Below are 15,542 nucleotides of genomic sequence, written 5' to 3' on the forward strand. Positions count from 1 at the left end.
TCCTCAGACCAGACCGAGGCCGCCAACGGCCAGGTCGATGAGTTTGATTCCGATGAAGGGTGCCACAAGGCCGCCGAGACCGTAGACGGCAAGGTTACGCGCCAGCAGCGGCCCCGCCCCCATCGGACGATAGGTCACGCCCTTCAATGCGAGCGGCACGAGCAGCGGAATGATCAGCGCGTTGAAGATGATCGCCGACAGGATCGCGCTCTCTGGGCTGGTCAGCCCCATGATGTTGAGCACGCCCAATCCGGGATACAGCACGATGAACATCGCCGGGATGATCGCGAAATATTTGGCGACATCGTTGGCGACCGAAAAGGTCGTGAGCGCGCCGCGCGTCATGAGCAGTTGCTTGCCGAGTCCGACGACCTCGATCAGCTTCGTCGGGTCGCTGTCGAGGTCAACCATGTTGCCGGCTTCGCGAGCGGCTTGCGTTCCCGTATTCATCGCGACCCCGACGTCGGCCTGCGCCAGCGCCGGGGCGTCGTTGGTACCGTCGCCGCACATCGCGACGAGCCGGCCGCCCTGCTGTTCCTTGCGGATCAGTTCGAGCTTGTCCTCGGGTGTCGCCTGGGCGAGGAAATCGTCGACCCCGGCCTCGGCGGCGATCGCCGCGGCGGTAAGCGGATTGTCGCCGGTTATCATCACGGTGCGGATGCCCATCGCGCGCAGTTCGCCGAAGCGCTCGCGAATTCCCGCCTTGACGATGTCCTTGAGGAAGATCGCACCGAGCAGCTGGCCATCCTTCGCGACCGCGAGCGGGGTTCCGCCCGCCCGCGCGATCTCGTCGGTGATGCGGCGGAGTTCAGTCGCAGCGGCGGTGGTCTGGGCTTCGGGATTGGCCTTCAGGACCGAGTCCACTGCGCCCTTCTGGATCACGCTGCCTGCGATGTTGACCCCCGAGATGCGCGTCTGCGCGGTGAAGGGAATGATCTCGGCCCCGGCGGGCAATTCAGCCGTCGTCCGGGCGAACTTCTCGCGCGCCAGCGCGACGATCGAGCGGCCTTCCGGGGTTTCGTCGGCGAGGCTCGCCAGCAGCGCCGCTTCCGACAGCACCGGCATCGACTGGCCGCCGACCGGACGGAACTCGGTCGCCTGCCGGTCGCCCACCGTGATCGTACCGGTCTTGTCGAGCAGCAGGACGTCGACGTCGCCCGCCGCCTCGACCGCACGCCCCGACTTGGCGAGCACGTTGAAGCGAACAAGGCGGTCCATCCCCGCGATCCCGATGGCGGACAGCAAGGCCGCGATCGTGGTCGGAATGAGCGTGATCAGCAATGCCGCGAGGATTGCGACCGGGATGCCGCCGCCGGCATAGCTTGCAAAAGCCGGGATCGTGCCGACCGCGATCAGGAAGATGATCGTCAGACCGACGAGCAGCAGGGTCAGTGCGATTTCGTTCGGCGTCTTCTGTCGTTCGGCGCCCTCAACGAGTGCGATCATCCGGTCGAGGAAACCCTGCCCCGGGTTGACCGTCACCTGAACACGGATCTCGTCGGAGATGACGCGCGTCCCCGCGGTGACCGCCGAACGGTCGCCGCCCGCCTCGCGGATCACCGGCGCACTTTCACCGGTGATCGCCGCTTCGTTGACCGACGCGACGCCGGCGACAACCTCGCCGTCCGAAGGGATCAGGTCGCCCGTCTCGACGAGAACGACGTCGCCCACCCGAAGCGCGCTGGCGGGTACGGCTTCAAAGGCTTTATCGTCGCCCTTCAGCCGCTTTGCGGTCAGTTCGGCCTTGGTGGCGCGCAGCGAGGCCGCTTGCGCCTTGCCGCGCCCCTCGGCGAGCGCTTCGGCGAACGTGCCGAACAGCACCGTCAGCCAGAGCCAGATCACGAGCTGCAGCTTGAAGCCGGTGGCAAGGCCGTCTTGGCCGACGACAAGCAACATCGTCAGCAAGGTCGCCACGACCGCGGTGGTGAACATCACCGGATTGCGGATCAGTTCCCCGGGGTTGAGTTTGCGGAAAGCGTCACCGATCGCCGGAACGATCAGGTCTGCCGTGAACAATGATTTCTGTACGGACCGAGCCATGTGCAGGGTTCCTTAAAAGAGCTGGCCGTTGATCATCGCGAGATGATCGGCGATGGGACCGAGCGCGAGGCTGGGCAGGAAGGTCAGACCGCCGACAATCAGCACGATGCCGATCAGAAGGCCCGTCCACAACAGCCCAGCGGTCGGGAAGCTGCCCGCTGTCGCCGGTGTATATTTCTTCGCCGCCAGGCCGCCCGCGATCGCCAGCATCGGGACAATGATGAAGAAGCGGCCGATCCACATCGCGACCCCCAGCATCCCATTATAGAAGGGCGTGTTGGCGGTGAGGCCCGCAAAGGCCGAGCCGTTGTTCGCGACCGCACTGGTGAAGGCGTAGAGGATTTCCGAAAAGCCGTGCGGACCCTTGTTGAGCGGCCCGGCCAGCCCCGCCTCGGTCACCGACGCGATGGCGGTGAAGCCGAGGATGACGAGCGGCAGGACCGCGATCGCCAGCACCGCGAGTTTGACCTCGCGCGCCTCGATCTTCTTGCCGACATATTCGGGCGTGCGCCCGACCATCAGCCCCGCGACGAAGATCGCGAGGATGGCAAAGAGCAGGAAGCCGTAGATACCCGCACCGACGCCGCCGATGACGACTTCGCCAAGCTGCATGTTGAACAGCGGGATCAGGCCGCCGAGTGCGGTGAAGCTGTCGTGCATCGCATTGACCGCACCGCACGACGCCGCGGTGGTCACGACCGAGAAGAGCGACGAAGCCGCGATGCCGAAGCGGACTTCCTTGCCCTCCATATTGCCGCCCATGGCGCCAAGCTGGTGGAGGATCGGATTGCCGGCGGCTTCCTGCCAATAGACGATCGCGGTTCCGGCGAGGAACAGGGTCATCATCGCGGCGAGGATCGCCCAGCCCTGACGGGTGTTGCCGACCGCCCTGCCGAAGGTCCACGTCAGCCCGACGCCGATCAGGAAGATCGACAGCATCTGGACAAGGTTGGTGAGCGCGGTCGGATTTTCGAACGGATGCGCGCTGTTGGCGTTGAAGAAGCCGCCACCGTTGGTGCCGAGCATCTTGATCGCTTCCTGCGACGCGACCGGACCGAGTGCGAGCGTCTGCTTCACGCCTTCGAGCGTCGTCACGTCGACCGACCCCGCCAGCGTCTGCGGCACGCCGCTCGCGATATAGAAGATTGCGATGGCAACACAGAGCGGGAGGAGCAGGTAGAGGGTGATGCGCGTCATGTCGGCCCAGAAATTGCCGATCGTCGCCGCACTGCGCCGCGCAAAGCCGCGGAACAGAGCAAAAGCGAGCGCGATGCCCGTCGCCGCCGACAGGAAATTGTGGATGGTCAGCCCGAGCATCTGGCTGAGGTTCGACATCGTCGACTCGCCGCCATAGCTTTGCCAGTTGGTGTTGGCGGTGAAGCTGATCGCCGTGTTGAACGCGAGATGCTCGCTGACCCCGTCAAACCCGCGCGGATTGAGCGGCAGTGCGCCCTGCAAGCGCAGGATCGCATAGGTAAAGAGCAGCAGCGTCGCGTTGAAGATCAGCATGTGGACCGCGTAACGGCGCCATCCCTGCTCTTCCTTGGGGTCGATCCCCGACAGGCGGTAAAAGCCCGTTTCGACCGGCCCGAGCACCAGGTGCAGCGGCGTCCGTCGCCCTTCGTAGAGCGCGAACAGCCATTGACCCACCGGCTTGCAGAGCAAAAGCAGGATCGCGATGAACGCGATGATGAGAAACCATCCCTGAAAGGTCATGGGTTCGCCTCCCTCAGAAGCGTTCGGGCCGTGCGAGCACGGCGACGAGATAGATGAAAAGGCCGAGCGCGGTGGCGCCCGCTAACCAGAGGTCGGGTGTCATTGCATCAATCCTTATGCGTCGTCGCACAGCCGCGCGTAGCCAAGGCTTGCGGCGACCAGACCGAGGATGATGCCGATCCAGAGAAGATCCTGCATGGGGGTTGCTCCGGCATGGCGCTGGCCACGGGAGGTGGCACGAGTCGTCTGCGGACTCCCAAATAGGTGAGGCGCGCGTTTGAATGCGAGACAACGAAAGCTTGGCTCACATAGTATTCTCATATGATTTTGCCGTTTTTGGCACTGCGGCGCGCCGCAGCCTCGGTTCGCCGCGCGACCGGCGGCGCCCGGCGCCCGCCGCGCGCACGGCTTTGGTCCGCGCCTCGGCAGACTTCTGCATTTTTCCAGAGTGTTGTGAAAAGCTGGAGCGGTAGCGTGCGCCACATTGGCGTACAAAATAGCCCATAATCTGCCAGTAAGAATGGTGCCTATCTTTGAAAGGCCCCCAAAATGGCCCCCAAATGTCGCGGATGCAGGTGAATATCGGCGGACGGTTCACTCTATTAGCGGTAAACAGATCAAACCCGCTCTCAACCGACACGAACGGACGCTGGCTATAGCGCCCCCACCCACGGGGGGTGGTTGCGGTGCAGCACGTTATCGCGCAATCCGGTACCATGCAGTCTTGCTGGTGGAGATCAAAATTCCGGTTGGGAAGAAGGGGGGAGGCAGAGCGTGGTAATCGACTGTTCGGATGAATCGGCGTCGGAACGACATTGGCTTCCCGCACACGCGGCCTATAGCTTGGTTTGTACTCATAATGGTTCTGCTGACGCGGCCATTTCTATCGCGAAACGGGCTCACGCAGGGCTCCTGCGTACTCGCGCTGAACGTTATTCATTCGAAGCGCCTACCGGCCAAGGAGACACGGCAGAGCATAAATTTTCGAACGCTGCGCTTCCTAAAGAATTTTGGTGGGCCGAAGGAGGCGTTGGGTTGCAGCAGAATTGGCAAGCTGGCGATTTCAGCACGTTGAATGAAGGTAAATATGAGTGGAAGGCATTCGGCGTTTCTTTCGACTTGGCCGACATTCAATCGATGCTGGCTCCATACCAACCGAACAGCGGTTCGCCGACCACCGTCACCGATACAGCCCCTTCCGACGCCGCTCGGCGATTGCGGCCTCCTGCCGATGACGAGATACGCGATAAAATGCTGGAGTTGCATAGGCAGGGCATAGCGCGGGATCAGGCTGCGAAACTTATTGCCACGCTCCCAGGATTTGAGGGTGTAGGCAACGAACATGCTCGTCGAGTGGTCCAAGGTTACCTTCCACGCGGGCGCCCCAAAAAACAGGCAGGAAAATAGGCATCGAAAAGCGCACACGCTTATTTTGACGCGATTTTCCTGACCCATAATTGGTGACCTCCCATCGCTGGCGTGTGCCGGCGAGCCACACGGGAGGCTTCATTGACTCAGTATACAACTTCAATTTCGCAAGCCGCTAAGGCCCTCAGCCTTGGTCGCACTTCAATTTATGCGCTCATCAATGAGGGACGGCTGGACACGATCAAGATCGGCCGACGCCGCCTCATCAAGGTTGAATCAATCCGTGATCTACTGGAGGCCCGCTAATGGGCACCCGGTCGAACCAAACAGCGCGGATTGCGATCGCGGCCTTGGCCGTTCTCCCCGATCTTATCGCGCAATGGCTGCCAAGCGGCGAGCGGCAAGGCATCAGCTATATTGCGCGCAATCCTTTGCGGATGGACCATAATCTCGGCTCATTCCGTATCAATCTCGACGATGGCTCGTGGCGTGATCATTCTATCGGGCGGGGTGGTCGTGACGTAGTTTCTCTGTACGCATATCTTTTTACAGGCGGCGACTATCGCGAAGCGTGTAAAGCACTTGCCGCCGATGCCCTTATCACAGCCGCGATGGCAACCGGCGTAACGGGGCGCCCCACTAAACCCGCTAATTCCGCTAATTCCAGCCATCTCAAACTGGCATTGGTAAGGAGGCAATACCAGCAGGCGGTTGAATTGCATGGTACGTCGGCCGCGACCTATCTGTCTGGCAGGGGGTTGCAGCCCACCGACGCGTGGGGTCGTCTGAGAGCGTCGGTGCTGTACTACCCTATGCACGGGCCATGTCCGGTGCTTATTGCACCCATAGACGATCCTGAGGGGTCGCTGGTCGGTGTGCACCGAACCTACCTGCAACCTAGCGGCGCCAAATTGGACGTCGCAAACCCCCGGTTGACGCTTGGGTACCTTCGCGGCGGGGCTATCCGCTTGGGGGAAGTTACTGACCAGCTGATCATCTGCGAAGGGCTCGAAGACGGGCTGACGCTCTATCAGTTGATGGGCACGCCTGTTTGGGTCGCCGGTGGCGCTGGGTTCATGCGCCAGATGATCATACCGGAGACAATCCGATCCCTCACCATTGCCGCAGACAATGATGACGCAGGCGAACTCGCCGCCCAGCGCGCCGCCGATACTCACAACATTGGCGGAAGGGATGTCCACATCGTGCGCCCCGACCCCGCCTTCAAAGACTTCAACGACGAGCTTCAAGGGATCCGCAAATGAACAAATCCATCAAAAAGCGTTTCAAAGACGCAGAGAAAATCGAGCGGCCGGAGCCCCTTCCACTCCGCCGGGAAAGTGGGCCGGCCCAACCGTACCCGGTTAAAGCGCTCGGCAAGGTGCTGGCTGGGGCTGTCAATGCTATCGTCGATAAGGTCCAATGTCCCGATGCCATCGCCGCGCAGTCGGTCCTCGCCGTAGCGGCTTTGGCGGCACAGGCCCACGCGGACGTCGTGCATCCCGCGACTGGCGATAGGCGGCCCATCTCGCTGTTCCTTGTGACGGTCGCCGCTTCGGGCGAACGCAAGAGCGCGGCCGACAGGATCGCATTCGATCCCGTTCGGCTTCGGGAGGCGGACCTGCATGAGCAGTATGACCGCGATCTCCGCGTTTTCAACGATCTCCATGAGGTTCGCCAGCGGACGCGGGAAGCAATTTTGCGCAAATGCAAAGGCGACCCGACCGAAGCTCAAAAGCAATTGGCGGCCCTCGGGCCGATGCCGATCGCTCCCCTGACGCCGGTCCTGGCCGCTTCGGATACCACGATCGAGGGGCTCCACAAGCTAATGTCAGGTGGCGAACCATCGATCGGCATTTTCAGCGATGAGGGCGGAACGTTCATTGGTGGCTACAGCATGACCGACGAATCTCGCCTGCGGACCGGCGCGGGCCTTTCCAGCCTCTGGGACGGCACGCCGATCAAACGCGTCCGGGGCGGCGACGGGGTCTCAATGCTGAAGGGGCGGAGGCTTTCGATGCACCTTATGGCTCAACCGGGGATTGCCGAAGGCTTGCTGGCCGACCCCATGTTGCAACATCAGGGTTTGCCTTCCCGGCTTTTGGTGACGGCGCCGGCCAGCCTCGCCGGGAGGAGGATGCAAAAGCCCCTAAAGCCGTCCACGGAAGCCGCCTTGAAGAGGTACAACGGCGTATTGCTCAAACTCCTAAAAATGAAGCAGCGGCGCGCAAGCTCAGCCAATCCGGAATTGAATCCGCGGCCGATGCCGCTGTCCGCGGCGGCGCGGAAACTCTGGCTGGCATTTGCTAATGAATGCGAGAGCGAATTGGCTGCAGAACAGCGGCTTGAGCCCGTCAGGGCCTTTGCTAACAAACTAGCCGAACATGCGTTGCGCATCGCGGTCGTGTTGGAGCTTGTCGATAACCCAAGCGCCACGGAGATCAGCGCGGAAACATTTACGCGCGCAGCCATCCTGTCGCGATACTATGCCGGCGAAGCCCTGCGCCTTTTCGAGCAGGGAGCGTCAAGCATCGAAATTCAACGGGCCGAAAAAGTGCTGCACTGGCTACTTAAGAAGTGGGCCAAACCGATCGTAGGCCTCCAGCATATCTACCAGCTTGGACCTAACTCTGTTCGGGAGGCGAAGCTGGCGCGAGAAGCGATGGCTATCCTTGAGCAACATCATTGGGCGGTCCGAATCGAAGGGGGCACCAGAATCGATGGCAAGCGTCAGCACGAGGTTTGGGAGATAGTGAGCGCGTGACCACCACCTGCCGAACTAGGCTTGCCTCCTAGATTTTCGGGCGCTGGAACCGACGGCTGGCGTTACCTTAGCAACCAGACTAAGGGGCGGTGGCCGTCGACCATTTCACGCGGTCAGAAGCCTGCTGCAGGCTCGATTATGAGATGATATAGCGCTTGACAGTGAGTGCTTCGGAGTAGCTGTAACGTGTTAGAATCTGGGGTGAGACAAGGTGATAAGACGGGTGAAGAAAGCCCAGTCGAATTCACTTGTGGCGCTCTGTTTTCGGGTATCGGAGGATTCTGTCTAGGTTTTGAGCAAGCGCAATTCGCGACCCGGTGGGCTGTGGAGTTCGACGAACATGCTGCCCGCACCTATGGCGCGAACCTCGATCACGTCAGGCTCCTTGAAAAAAGCGTCGAAGCTGTAACGGTTGCTGGCGACGCGTTAGAGCCAGTCGACGTTCTCCACGCCGGATTTCCATGTCAAAGCTTTAGCCAAGCTGGCGAGAAGCGCGGCTTTGATGATCCGCGAGGCCAGCTCTTTTTCGAGATAATTCGGCTGATCGGAGAGTTCGGCAAGAATCGGCCGAAAGTGCTTGTACTCGAAAATGCGCCCTTCCTCCGTTATGGCGAGGGTGGCGCTTGGTTTCTCCAACTCGAACGTGCGATCCGAAAAGCAGGGTATTGGTTCGGTCCAGCCAACTGCGCCGAGTTGACCACCAACGAATTGACCGAGCTTCCGCAACAGCGCACGCGCCTCTACATGGTCGCGCTGTGCATGAGCACTTTTCGGAGCGGACGGTTCGATTTTCCAAGTGAACAAAACGCAACTCCAAAAGATATGCGCCGCTGGGTCGATTTTGACGGATCGGTGGACAAAGAATACTACCTGCCGGCCGAAAATCGGTACTTTGACATGATATCGAAGACAGTGACTGACCGTGAATGTCTTTATCAGCTTCGCAAATATGAAGTGCGCGCCAAGGAGCGCGGCGTTTGCCCGACGTTGACTGCCAATATGGGCCTTGGGGGCCACAATGTGCCGTTCATTATGAATTGCCAAGGCTTGCGCAAACTGACCGAATATGAATGTCTAAATCTGCAGGGTTTCCCCGAAGGCTTTCAATTTCCTCAAGACGTGCCCCGCGCAAAGCGCTACGTTCAAGTTGGCAATGCCGTGAGCGTACCTATGGCAAAGCTAATTGCCGATCGAGTTCGAAGTCGTTTGCTTGAGGAGGTGAAGTGAAAGATATCGGTTTTCAGTTCCCTGTCGATGATTCCGGTCAGTGGGACGGGTTCAATGATCCGGGTATCGAGCATTTCACCGGCAATCGGCTTCAACATCTGGGCCGAGAAGTGCCGCAAAACACCATCGATGCAAAAACGGGCAGTCCCGCACGCATTTCGATTGCATTAATCAAAGTTCCCGCAAAAACATTGCCGGGATATAAGGATCTCGTTGATGCGATCAGTCGCTGTACAACTGCGGCGGCGAAGGACAAGAGTGACAAGGCATCGAAATTCTTCGAAGCGGCTTCCAAACTCCTTTCAGCGAAGGACCTGAGCATCCTTCAGATTCGCGATGCCAATACCACTGGGCTAAGCGGGCCCTGCGAAAACGGCACGCCATTTTTTGCCATGCTGAAAGCCACAGGACAAAGTCAGAAGCCAGGAACATCAACCGGCTCTTATGGCATCGGAAAGTTCGCTCCGTTTGCAGTATCCGAACTTCGAACAGTTTTTGTTAGCACGATCTGGAGCGATGCCTCCGGCAAGCACCATCACTACGTTCAAGGCAAATCGGTGCTGATGTCTCATCTCGACGCAAAGGGGGCCACCCGTCGCGGTACTGGTTTCTGGGGGCGTCGAAAAGGCTGCCTTCCCATCACCGAATTGAATGATGCCGTGCCTGATTGGCTACGTATGAGTGATGCCAACGGCGACCTCACCGGCCAGTGCGGCACAATGCTTTCGATTATTGGCTTCTCGCCCGCCAAGGGCTGGCAGCAGGTGCTGGCGGCCAACATTGTTGAGAATTTTTTCGGTGCGATTTGGCGAGGTGAACTGGAGGTCGAGATAAAGGACGGCCCCAAGATTTCGGCGGAAACGATTGACGATGTGCTCGGTAATGACGCGGTCCGCTCTTCGATTGCCGATCAGCCCGGCGAGCCCGAACTTTTTAGCAATGTCGCCGACTATCTGAATACACTCAAAGGCGGAGCAGAAGTCGAACTAGCCAAAACAGAAAATCTTCACCTAGGGACGTGCGAACTACGTATCCTTGTCGGGGAGAACCTACCTAAAAGGGTTGCGGTTTTGCGCAACGGAATGCTCATTACTGAGGGGTTGCCCGGACTCAAGCGGTTCAGCGATTTTAAAGAATTCGCCGCTGTTCTGGAATGCACGGCGGAAAAGGGGCTGTCGCTTTTGCGCGCGATGGAACCTCCACGTCACGATGCCTTCGAGCCTGACCGCTTGCCACCAGATCGTCGCGCTGTGGGGCGTACGGCGCTCCGCGAGCTCGCGGAGTGGGTTCGCAAGATGCTGATCCGACACGCCAAAGACCCCGTTCAGGAGGAGACCAATCTTGACGAGCTGGCCGACTATTTTGGTGATGAAGAGGAGGAGGGCGAGGGTAGCCGCCGTGAGGAAAATCCGACCGGACGGATAATCCTTCGAGCGCGCGCAATCAAAGCGAAGCCCAACCGGGGTGGCGCGGCCGTGGGTGCTTCCGATCAGAATCCCGAAGACGAAGGAACAACAGGACTCGACGGCGGACCCGATTCCGGCGAGCAGGGTGGAACGTTGGACAATAAGGATGGCACTGCGCACAACGAGGCTGCGAAGGGTGATGACCCTCAAGCTGAGGGCGCGGGTGGCGGTCCGGCTAAAGGTTCAGCGTTGCCGCAACGAACCCTCTTTACTGGGCTCCCCCTTGCTGATGTCCGCGCCGTTCCACTTGCTCCCGCAAAACGGCGCGTAGCGTTTACACCTTCAACCAACGGACAACTGGTCATCGAATTGCAGGACTCAGGTACCGACACCAACTATGCGCTCGCAGCAGTGGGCACCGATGTTGGGCAGGTCGAGCATGGCCGGATTGTGAAAGTCGAAGCGGTGGCGGGAACCCGTATTGTTATGGAGGTCGAGCTTGCCGAACCATTCATCGGGACTTTGAGGGTGGTCGCCAATGCAATTTGATCCGCTTCGCGCTTTTCCCTACCCCGTGCTTCGGCCGGGATCGAGCGACTATATCGATAGCTCCATGCAAACGGTCGCCGAACTGATCCAGTCCGATGATCAGCTTGAAATCACTGCGGAGGCGACCATAGCAATCGCAGTCGAAGAGATCCGCGCACTCGTAGAAGCAGGGAAAGCGCGCTACGCCGCCGTAATCTCCTGCCGCGACACATACTTTCGCAAGGCGATGCTTAGTGAGGAGCCGCAACTCAGCGAACGCTTCCCGACCGGCGCACTTCGCGGCGAAGTCCTCATTTGCCCGTACGTCGTGGCCGTCGAAGATATTGACGGCTTTGTCTGCCCATGGATCAACTCAGAGTTCGGTAGCGGGCCTTTTTCATTTCCGAATGGCGCAGTTTTGGCAGTCGACGAACCTCAAATGATCTACGTCGATCGCGAGACCTTCAAACCCATCAGTTCCTGTTTTTATCTCGCACCGAACGAAAATGTACCTTCGAATGAATGGCAGGTTGATACATCGGAGGATCGCGTCCGGATTTCGGTAAGTCCTGCATTGAAGGAACGGATTGCAGACGCGCGGAATAGCAAAGAGAAGCGTTCTATTTTGCTCAATTCAATTTATTTTGGGGCGGTTGTTCAATGTCTCGCGATTCTCAAAAATACTGAGGAAGCTGAAGATCTTCGCTGGGCACGAATTTTTCGCCAGCGCCTTGCCGACCAGCATCTCGAACTCGATAGACACGCTGAAACTTGGCTTGCGCAACAATTGATGCGTCATCCCTTTTCTATCGTTGATCGATACTTCTTCGGGGAGGCCGTGGAATGAAGGCTCGGCTTCTTAAATCTACCGCTCTTGAGCAATTGCGCGCATCCATTGCAGTCAATCTGGAAACGTATCGCAACGGAAACTTCGAGTATCTCGAAGCGGACCCTTCCTTCTCATTCGACCATCATGTCGAGATCGAGTTAGATGCGCTTGGCTCGTTGAAGGCCCCGAGTGGAAACAGCTTTTACGAGGTTGAAAACTGCGAGATCGTTTATTCGGCCCTTCAGTCGCTCAGTCCCTACGATGCCCGCGACGAGCGGTTCTGGGCGTACCTTAGCCATACTATCCTTCTCGATCATGCCCGGCGACGCTGGCCTATTCCAGACGACACCGGCGCAGCCGTCACGCATATCGCCAAGCATTGGTTCGCTCGGGATAAGCGGCAGGTCGAACGCGACCAAGTCGGCTCGCGCCTATGGTGGATGGGACATTTGTGCGCACGCATAGACAATGTGGATCGTGATCTAGCGCTACGCGCCTTCCTCTTCCGTTCGGACGTTCGCGCCAATCTTGTTGAACGCCCCACGGTCTCACAATCCGTCAACCTTTTTGGCGCCATCATTAAGCGATTGATCAGTTCGTTCAACGGCAAGCAACAGCTTTTCGAGCGCAATGCGTTCCGGCAACTGATGATGGAAATAAACTCCGTTGGTGGTTATCGACTTCTCGATTGCTTAGGGCAACCTGAAATTGATCGCCTACTCGATCGGATTATTGCCGAACGCCTCCAACTCGCAGAACTTTAAGTGTGATCCGAGCGGTAGAGAACTAAGCGGCTGTGTATGAAACTGTAACCTTTGCTTCAACGATTGGCGTCCAGCTATCAGGCTCCAGCGCAAAGGTCTGTTGCATCCAAGAATCAATACCAAAAGATTCGCCCACGCTTTGGTAGGCTGCAAAGTCCAAACCGAGCTTCAAAGATGCGCCGGGACAGCGCGTGAGCTCAGCGTGCAACCATTCCATTTCACGGTGCGGCAACTTTAAGGTCCAGTAGATGGCTTCCTCACCTAGATCGGGATGATTGCTATCGGTAGGTAACGAATGCCACACGCTTCCGCCACCAATCTCGCTCGCGCTGATAGATAAGTGCATTTTTCCATCAAATGGCCGGCACCCACCTTCATCAATTATCTCCAGCGAGCGCGCCGGCTCCATTTGCAACATCGCCGACACCGTGATTTCGGCAGGTCTGCTGAACTGCATGGGCAACAACCACGTATCCTCGGACATTTCATACATGCTTGCCCTTCGGGGCCTGATCAAATCCCACGCGTTATTCTCGGCATAAACCTGCTCATCAGATTTTATCGCTACATGAAGCGTCCAATCGGGCACCTCAAATCTGAGGCAGCGCGGGAGGTCGATATACGTGTATGTCGGCTTGGCCCGCCCCTCCAAATAGAAGCCATCGTCCTTCTTTATAAGAGCGCTCATCCTATCCCTCTCATACGCATGCCCGTTGCCGCCGTGCGGAATGCGAACCGGCTCAGACAAGTCATCCGCATGACCGTGGCCCTCGAACTCTCGTGAATCTGCATCACCATACAAATGACACGTTTAGTATACAGACGTTACCGGAACGTTGCGGCCACATCAGCTTATGGATGTGGTCCAACTCCTTGGCGAAAATGTCCGGCGCTACCGGAAGCTCAAGGGCATGACCCAAGAGCAGCTTGCGCTGGAATCCGAGATGGAGCGCAGCTATGTCAGCGATTTGGAGCGAGGCACCCGCAACCCATCGGTGCGCGCGCTTGGTCGGCTTGCAGAGGCTTTGGAAATCGAGCCTCATTGCCTGCTCTCGCCAAGCCCCAAAGCTAAGTCCTAGCCCCTCGCTACGGCGCATCTTGCCCGAATGCGCGCGCCATCCAAGGCAACCGGCCATCAGCAATAGCCTTAGCAATTTAGCGGGTTTAGCATCGCGGGCCGCGCACAATTAGCGCACCACGCCCGCCTATCATTTACTCCCTATTTTGGACCACTTTTGGAACGCGCCCAATGGGTTATAAGCAATTGTATTTAAGATAATATCCATGCCATCAGCACCACTGCATGGGTGCACCGTAAATGCACTTTTGGCAGGTAAATAGCCTACCCTTGCGCTGGCTTCCTTTGGAAGGGCAGGATTTCGGCGCCGTCGCGAAGCATGTCGAGGTGATCACTCCACCACTGAGCCATATCCACCCGCTCATTCCAATGGGCGCCGCGATGATATGCAGCCCGTACCTTGTTGCTCTCGCCATGTGCCAAAGCCCGCTCGATCGCATCGGGCGACCATTTGCCTGACTCATTCAGGAGCGTGGAAGCCATCGCTCGGAAGCCGTGGGCGGTCATTTCGTCGCTGGCATATCCCAGCCGCCGCAATCCGGCGTTGAGCGTATTTTCGCTCATCGGGCGCAAGCGAGTCCGAAGCGAAGGAAAGACATAGCCTGATGGACCAGTGATAGCGTGTACTTGCTGGAGTAGCTCGACGGCTTGGCGCGACAATGGAACATGATGCACCCTCCGCATTTTCGTCCTGCTTGCTGGGATCGCCCAAACGGTCGCTTCAAAATCGATCTCGGCCCATTCGGCGTGCCGCAACTCGCCGGGACGCACGAACACATGCGGCGCAAGCTGCAAAGCGAATTTTGTGATGCCTTGACCTTCATAGCCATCGATTGCGCGCAACAGATCGCCAACCCCCTTGGGGTCGGTAATAGCGGCATAGTGGGTCACTTTGGGGGCAGTCAGAGCGCCACGCAGGTCACGCGTCGGGTCAGATGCCAGTCGCGCCGTCGCTACCGCGTGGCGAAAGACCGCGCTGGCAAGCTGCTGCATACGGCGCGCGCTCTCAAGGTTGCCCTTAGCTTCGACCTTCCGAATCGCGGCCAGCACGTCCGCAGGTTCTATTTCGCTAATGGGCATATGCCCAATCGACTTATTGAGCAGACCCACAAGATATTCGCTGCGAACGGCAGTTGCCGGCGCCCACGCTTTATGTCCGTCGCGTTTACGCTTCTCGCAATATTCTGCAGCGATCCCGGCGAACGTGTTCTCAGCCTGCAAACGGGCGCGAATCTTGTCTCGTTGTTTTTCGCGTGCCGGATCCTTGCCCATGGCCAGCGATTCGCGAGCTTCGTCGCGCCGTTTGCGGGCCTCGCTCAGGCCGATTTCGGGGTAGCTGCCTATCGCTAGCTTCCTTTCGCGGCCGCTAACTCTGAATTTCAGGCGCCATAGCTTGCCTCCTGGAGGCGTAATCAGGAGATACAGGCCGCCGCTGTCCGCCAATTTGTACTGCTTGTCGCGGGGCTTTGCGTTACGAATTGCGATGTCGGTCAGCGGCATTTTTGGGGGCCTTTTCTAACGACCCGAATCAAAAGGCCCCAATTAGGCCCCCAATCCGAGCTGATTGCCAACGAGCATTCGCGAACGCTGACGGCTACAACCCACTCAAATATGCCTGATTTCTGCGATTTGTAAAGTCTTGGCCGGATGGTGGCGGTCAAGAATTTGGAGCGGGTAGCGGGAATCGAACCCGCCTAGCTAGCTTGGAAGGCTAGAGCATTACCACTATGCTATACCCGCATCACCAAGGTCGGCGGCGATTGCCATTTTGACCGGCCGCCGTCAAGCGCGTCATTGAGAACATCTTGGCAACATGCTAAAC

At 58.6% G+C, this 15,542-nt stretch carries 14 protein-coding genes and 1 tRNA gene; 9 read left to right on the forward strand and 6 right to left on the reverse strand.

What is annotated here, in order from left to right; genetic code table 11:
- Positions 1–3 precede the first annotated feature (3 nt).
- Genes kdpB through kdpF form a run of 3 tightly spaced genes read right to left on the reverse strand, consistent with a single transcriptional unit; the run spans position 4 to position 3,859 of the window.
- Positions 4–2,040, reverse strand: coding sequence for a potassium-transporting ATPase subunit KdpB (gene kdpB, locus FHR22_RS09300; protein WP_166941410.1), 2,037 nt, complete (start codon positions 2,038–2,040; stop codon positions 4–6).
- 12 nt (positions 2,041–2,052) lie between these two features.
- Positions 2,053–3,756 carry a potassium-transporting ATPase subunit KdpA gene (gene kdpA / locus FHR22_RS09305; RefSeq protein WP_166941412.1) on the reverse strand — a complete coding sequence of 568 codons (1,704 nt, stop codon included), beginning with the start codon at positions 3,754–3,756 and terminating at the stop codon, positions 2,053–2,055.
- Between the two features lie 13 nt (positions 3,757–3,769).
- Entirely contained in the window at positions 3,770–3,859 is a 90-nt protein-coding gene (kdpF, locus tag FHR22_RS09310) for a K(+)-transporting ATPase subunit F (RefSeq protein ID WP_166941414.1), read from the reverse strand.
- A 932-nt stretch (positions 3,860–4,791) separates the two neighbouring features.
- Between kdpF and FHR22_RS09315 the strand changes: the two genes are divergently transcribed.
- From FHR22_RS09315 to FHR22_RS09350, 8 genes are all read left to right on the forward strand, one after another.
- Positions 4,792–5,163 (forward strand): hypothetical protein, encoded by a 372-nt coding sequence (locus FHR22_RS09315; protein WP_166941416.1) that lies wholly within the window; start codon positions 4,792–4,794, stop codon positions 5,161–5,163.
- Between the two features lie 72 nt (positions 5,164–5,235).
- Positions 5,236–5,430 carry a helix-turn-helix domain-containing protein gene (locus tag FHR22_RS09320; RefSeq protein WP_341786591.1) on the forward strand — a complete coding sequence of 65 codons (195 nt, stop codon included), beginning with the start codon at positions 5,236–5,238 and terminating at the stop codon, positions 5,428–5,430.
- A complete protein-coding gene (locus FHR22_RS09325) occupies positions 5,430–6,389 on the forward strand; it encodes a DUF7146 domain-containing protein (protein ID WP_166941418.1) in 960 nt (319 codons plus the stop codon). The genes FHR22_RS09320 and FHR22_RS09325 overlap by 1 nt, the downstream gene beginning before the upstream one ends.
- The gene (locus FHR22_RS09330) at positions 6,386–7,888 is read left to right on the forward strand and encodes a YfjI family protein (RefSeq protein WP_166941420.1); all 1,503 of its coding nucleotides are present in this window, start codon (positions 6,386–6,388) and stop codon (positions 7,886–7,888) included. Before FHR22_RS09325 ends, FHR22_RS09330 begins: the two co-directional genes overlap by 4 nt.
- 201 nt (positions 7,889–8,089) lie before the next feature.
- A complete protein-coding gene (locus FHR22_RS09335) occupies positions 8,090–9,115 on the forward strand; it encodes a DNA (cytosine-5-)-methyltransferase (RefSeq protein ID WP_166941422.1) in 1,026 nt (341 codons plus the stop codon).
- Complete coding sequence (locus tag FHR22_RS09340) at positions 9,112–11,070, forward strand: hypothetical protein (RefSeq protein ID WP_166941424.1); 1,959 nt, start codon at positions 9,112–9,114, stop codon at positions 11,068–11,070. Before FHR22_RS09335 ends, FHR22_RS09340 begins: the two co-directional genes overlap by 4 nt.
- Positions 11,060–11,896, forward strand: a complete 837-nt coding sequence (locus FHR22_RS09345) for a hypothetical protein (RefSeq protein ID WP_166941426.1) — start codon at positions 11,060–11,062, stop codon at positions 11,894–11,896. Before FHR22_RS09340 ends, FHR22_RS09345 begins: the two co-directional genes overlap by 11 nt.
- A complete protein-coding gene (locus FHR22_RS09350) occupies positions 11,893–12,642 on the forward strand; it encodes a DUF6339 family protein (RefSeq protein ID WP_166941428.1) in 750 nt (249 codons plus the stop codon). Before FHR22_RS09345 ends, FHR22_RS09350 begins: the two co-directional genes overlap by 4 nt.
- A gap of 22 nt (positions 12,643–12,664) precedes the next feature.
- On the opposite strand, the gene FHR22_RS09355 is transcribed toward FHR22_RS09350, so the two are convergent.
- Positions 12,665–13,330 carry a hypothetical protein gene (locus FHR22_RS09355; protein WP_166941430.1) on the reverse strand — a complete coding sequence of 222 codons (666 nt, stop codon included), beginning with the start codon at positions 13,328–13,330 and terminating at the stop codon, positions 12,665–12,667.
- 166 nt (positions 13,331–13,496) lie between these two features.
- Between FHR22_RS09355 and FHR22_RS09360 the strand changes: the two genes are divergently transcribed.
- Entirely contained in the window at positions 13,497–13,721 is a 225-nt protein-coding gene (locus FHR22_RS09360; protein WP_166941432.1) for a helix-turn-helix domain-containing protein, read from the forward strand.
- A gap of 263 nt (positions 13,722–13,984) precedes the next feature.
- Here the strand turns inward: FHR22_RS09360 and FHR22_RS09365 are convergent, their stop codons facing one another.
- Complete coding sequence (locus tag FHR22_RS09365; RefSeq protein ID WP_166941434.1) at positions 13,985–15,220, reverse strand: tyrosine-type recombinase/integrase; 1,236 nt, start codon at positions 15,218–15,220, stop codon at positions 13,985–13,987.
- A 166-nt stretch (positions 15,221–15,386) separates the two neighbouring features.
- Positions 15,387–15,460: transfer RNA gene (locus FHR22_RS09370), tRNA-Gly, on the reverse strand.
- Positions 15,461–15,542 lie beyond the last annotated feature (82 nt).

Source organism: Sphingopyxis panaciterrae, assembly GCF_011762125.1.
GTDB lineage: Bacteria > Pseudomonadota > Alphaproteobacteria > Sphingomonadales > Sphingomonadaceae > Sphingopyxis > Sphingopyxis panaciterrae.

Bases quoted from the DNA above. Each gene is read 5' to 3' on its own strand.
- FHR22_RS09330 (WP_166941420.1), top strand. From the start codon at position 6,386: ATGAACAAATCCATCAAAAAGCGTTTCAAAGACGCAGAGAAAATCGAG.
- FHR22_RS09325 (WP_166941418.1), top strand. From the start codon at position 5,430: ATGGGCACCCGGTCGAACCAAACAGCGCGGATTGCGATCGCGGCCTTG.
- FHR22_RS09350 (WP_166941428.1), top strand. From the start codon at position 11,893: ATGAAGGCTCGGCTTCTTAAATCTACCGCTCTTGAGCAATTGCGCGCA.
- kdpF (WP_166941414.1), bottom strand. From the start codon at position 3,859: ATGACACCCGACCTCTGGTTAGCGGGCGCCACCGCGCTCGGCCTTTTC.
- FHR22_RS09360 (WP_166941432.1), top strand. From the start codon at position 13,497: ATGGATGTGGTCCAACTCCTTGGCGAAAATGTCCGGCGCTACCGGAAG.
- FHR22_RS09345 (WP_166941426.1), top strand. From the start codon at position 11,060: ATGCAATTTGATCCGCTTCGCGCTTTTCCCTACCCCGTGCTTCGGCCG.
- FHR22_RS09355 (WP_166941430.1), bottom strand. From the start codon at position 13,330: ATGAGCGCTCTTATAAAGAAGGACGATGGCTTCTATTTGGAGGGGCGG.
- kdpB (WP_166941410.1), bottom strand. From the start codon at position 2,040: ATGGCTCGGTCCGTACAGAAATCATTGTTCACGGCAGACCTGATCGTT.
- FHR22_RS09365 (WP_166941434.1), bottom strand. From the start codon at position 15,220: ATGCCGCTGACCGACATCGCAATTCGTAACGCAAAGCCCCGCGACAAG.
- kdpA (WP_166941412.1), bottom strand. From the start codon at position 3,756: ATGACCTTTCAGGGATGGTTTCTCATCATCGCGTTCATCGCGATCCTG.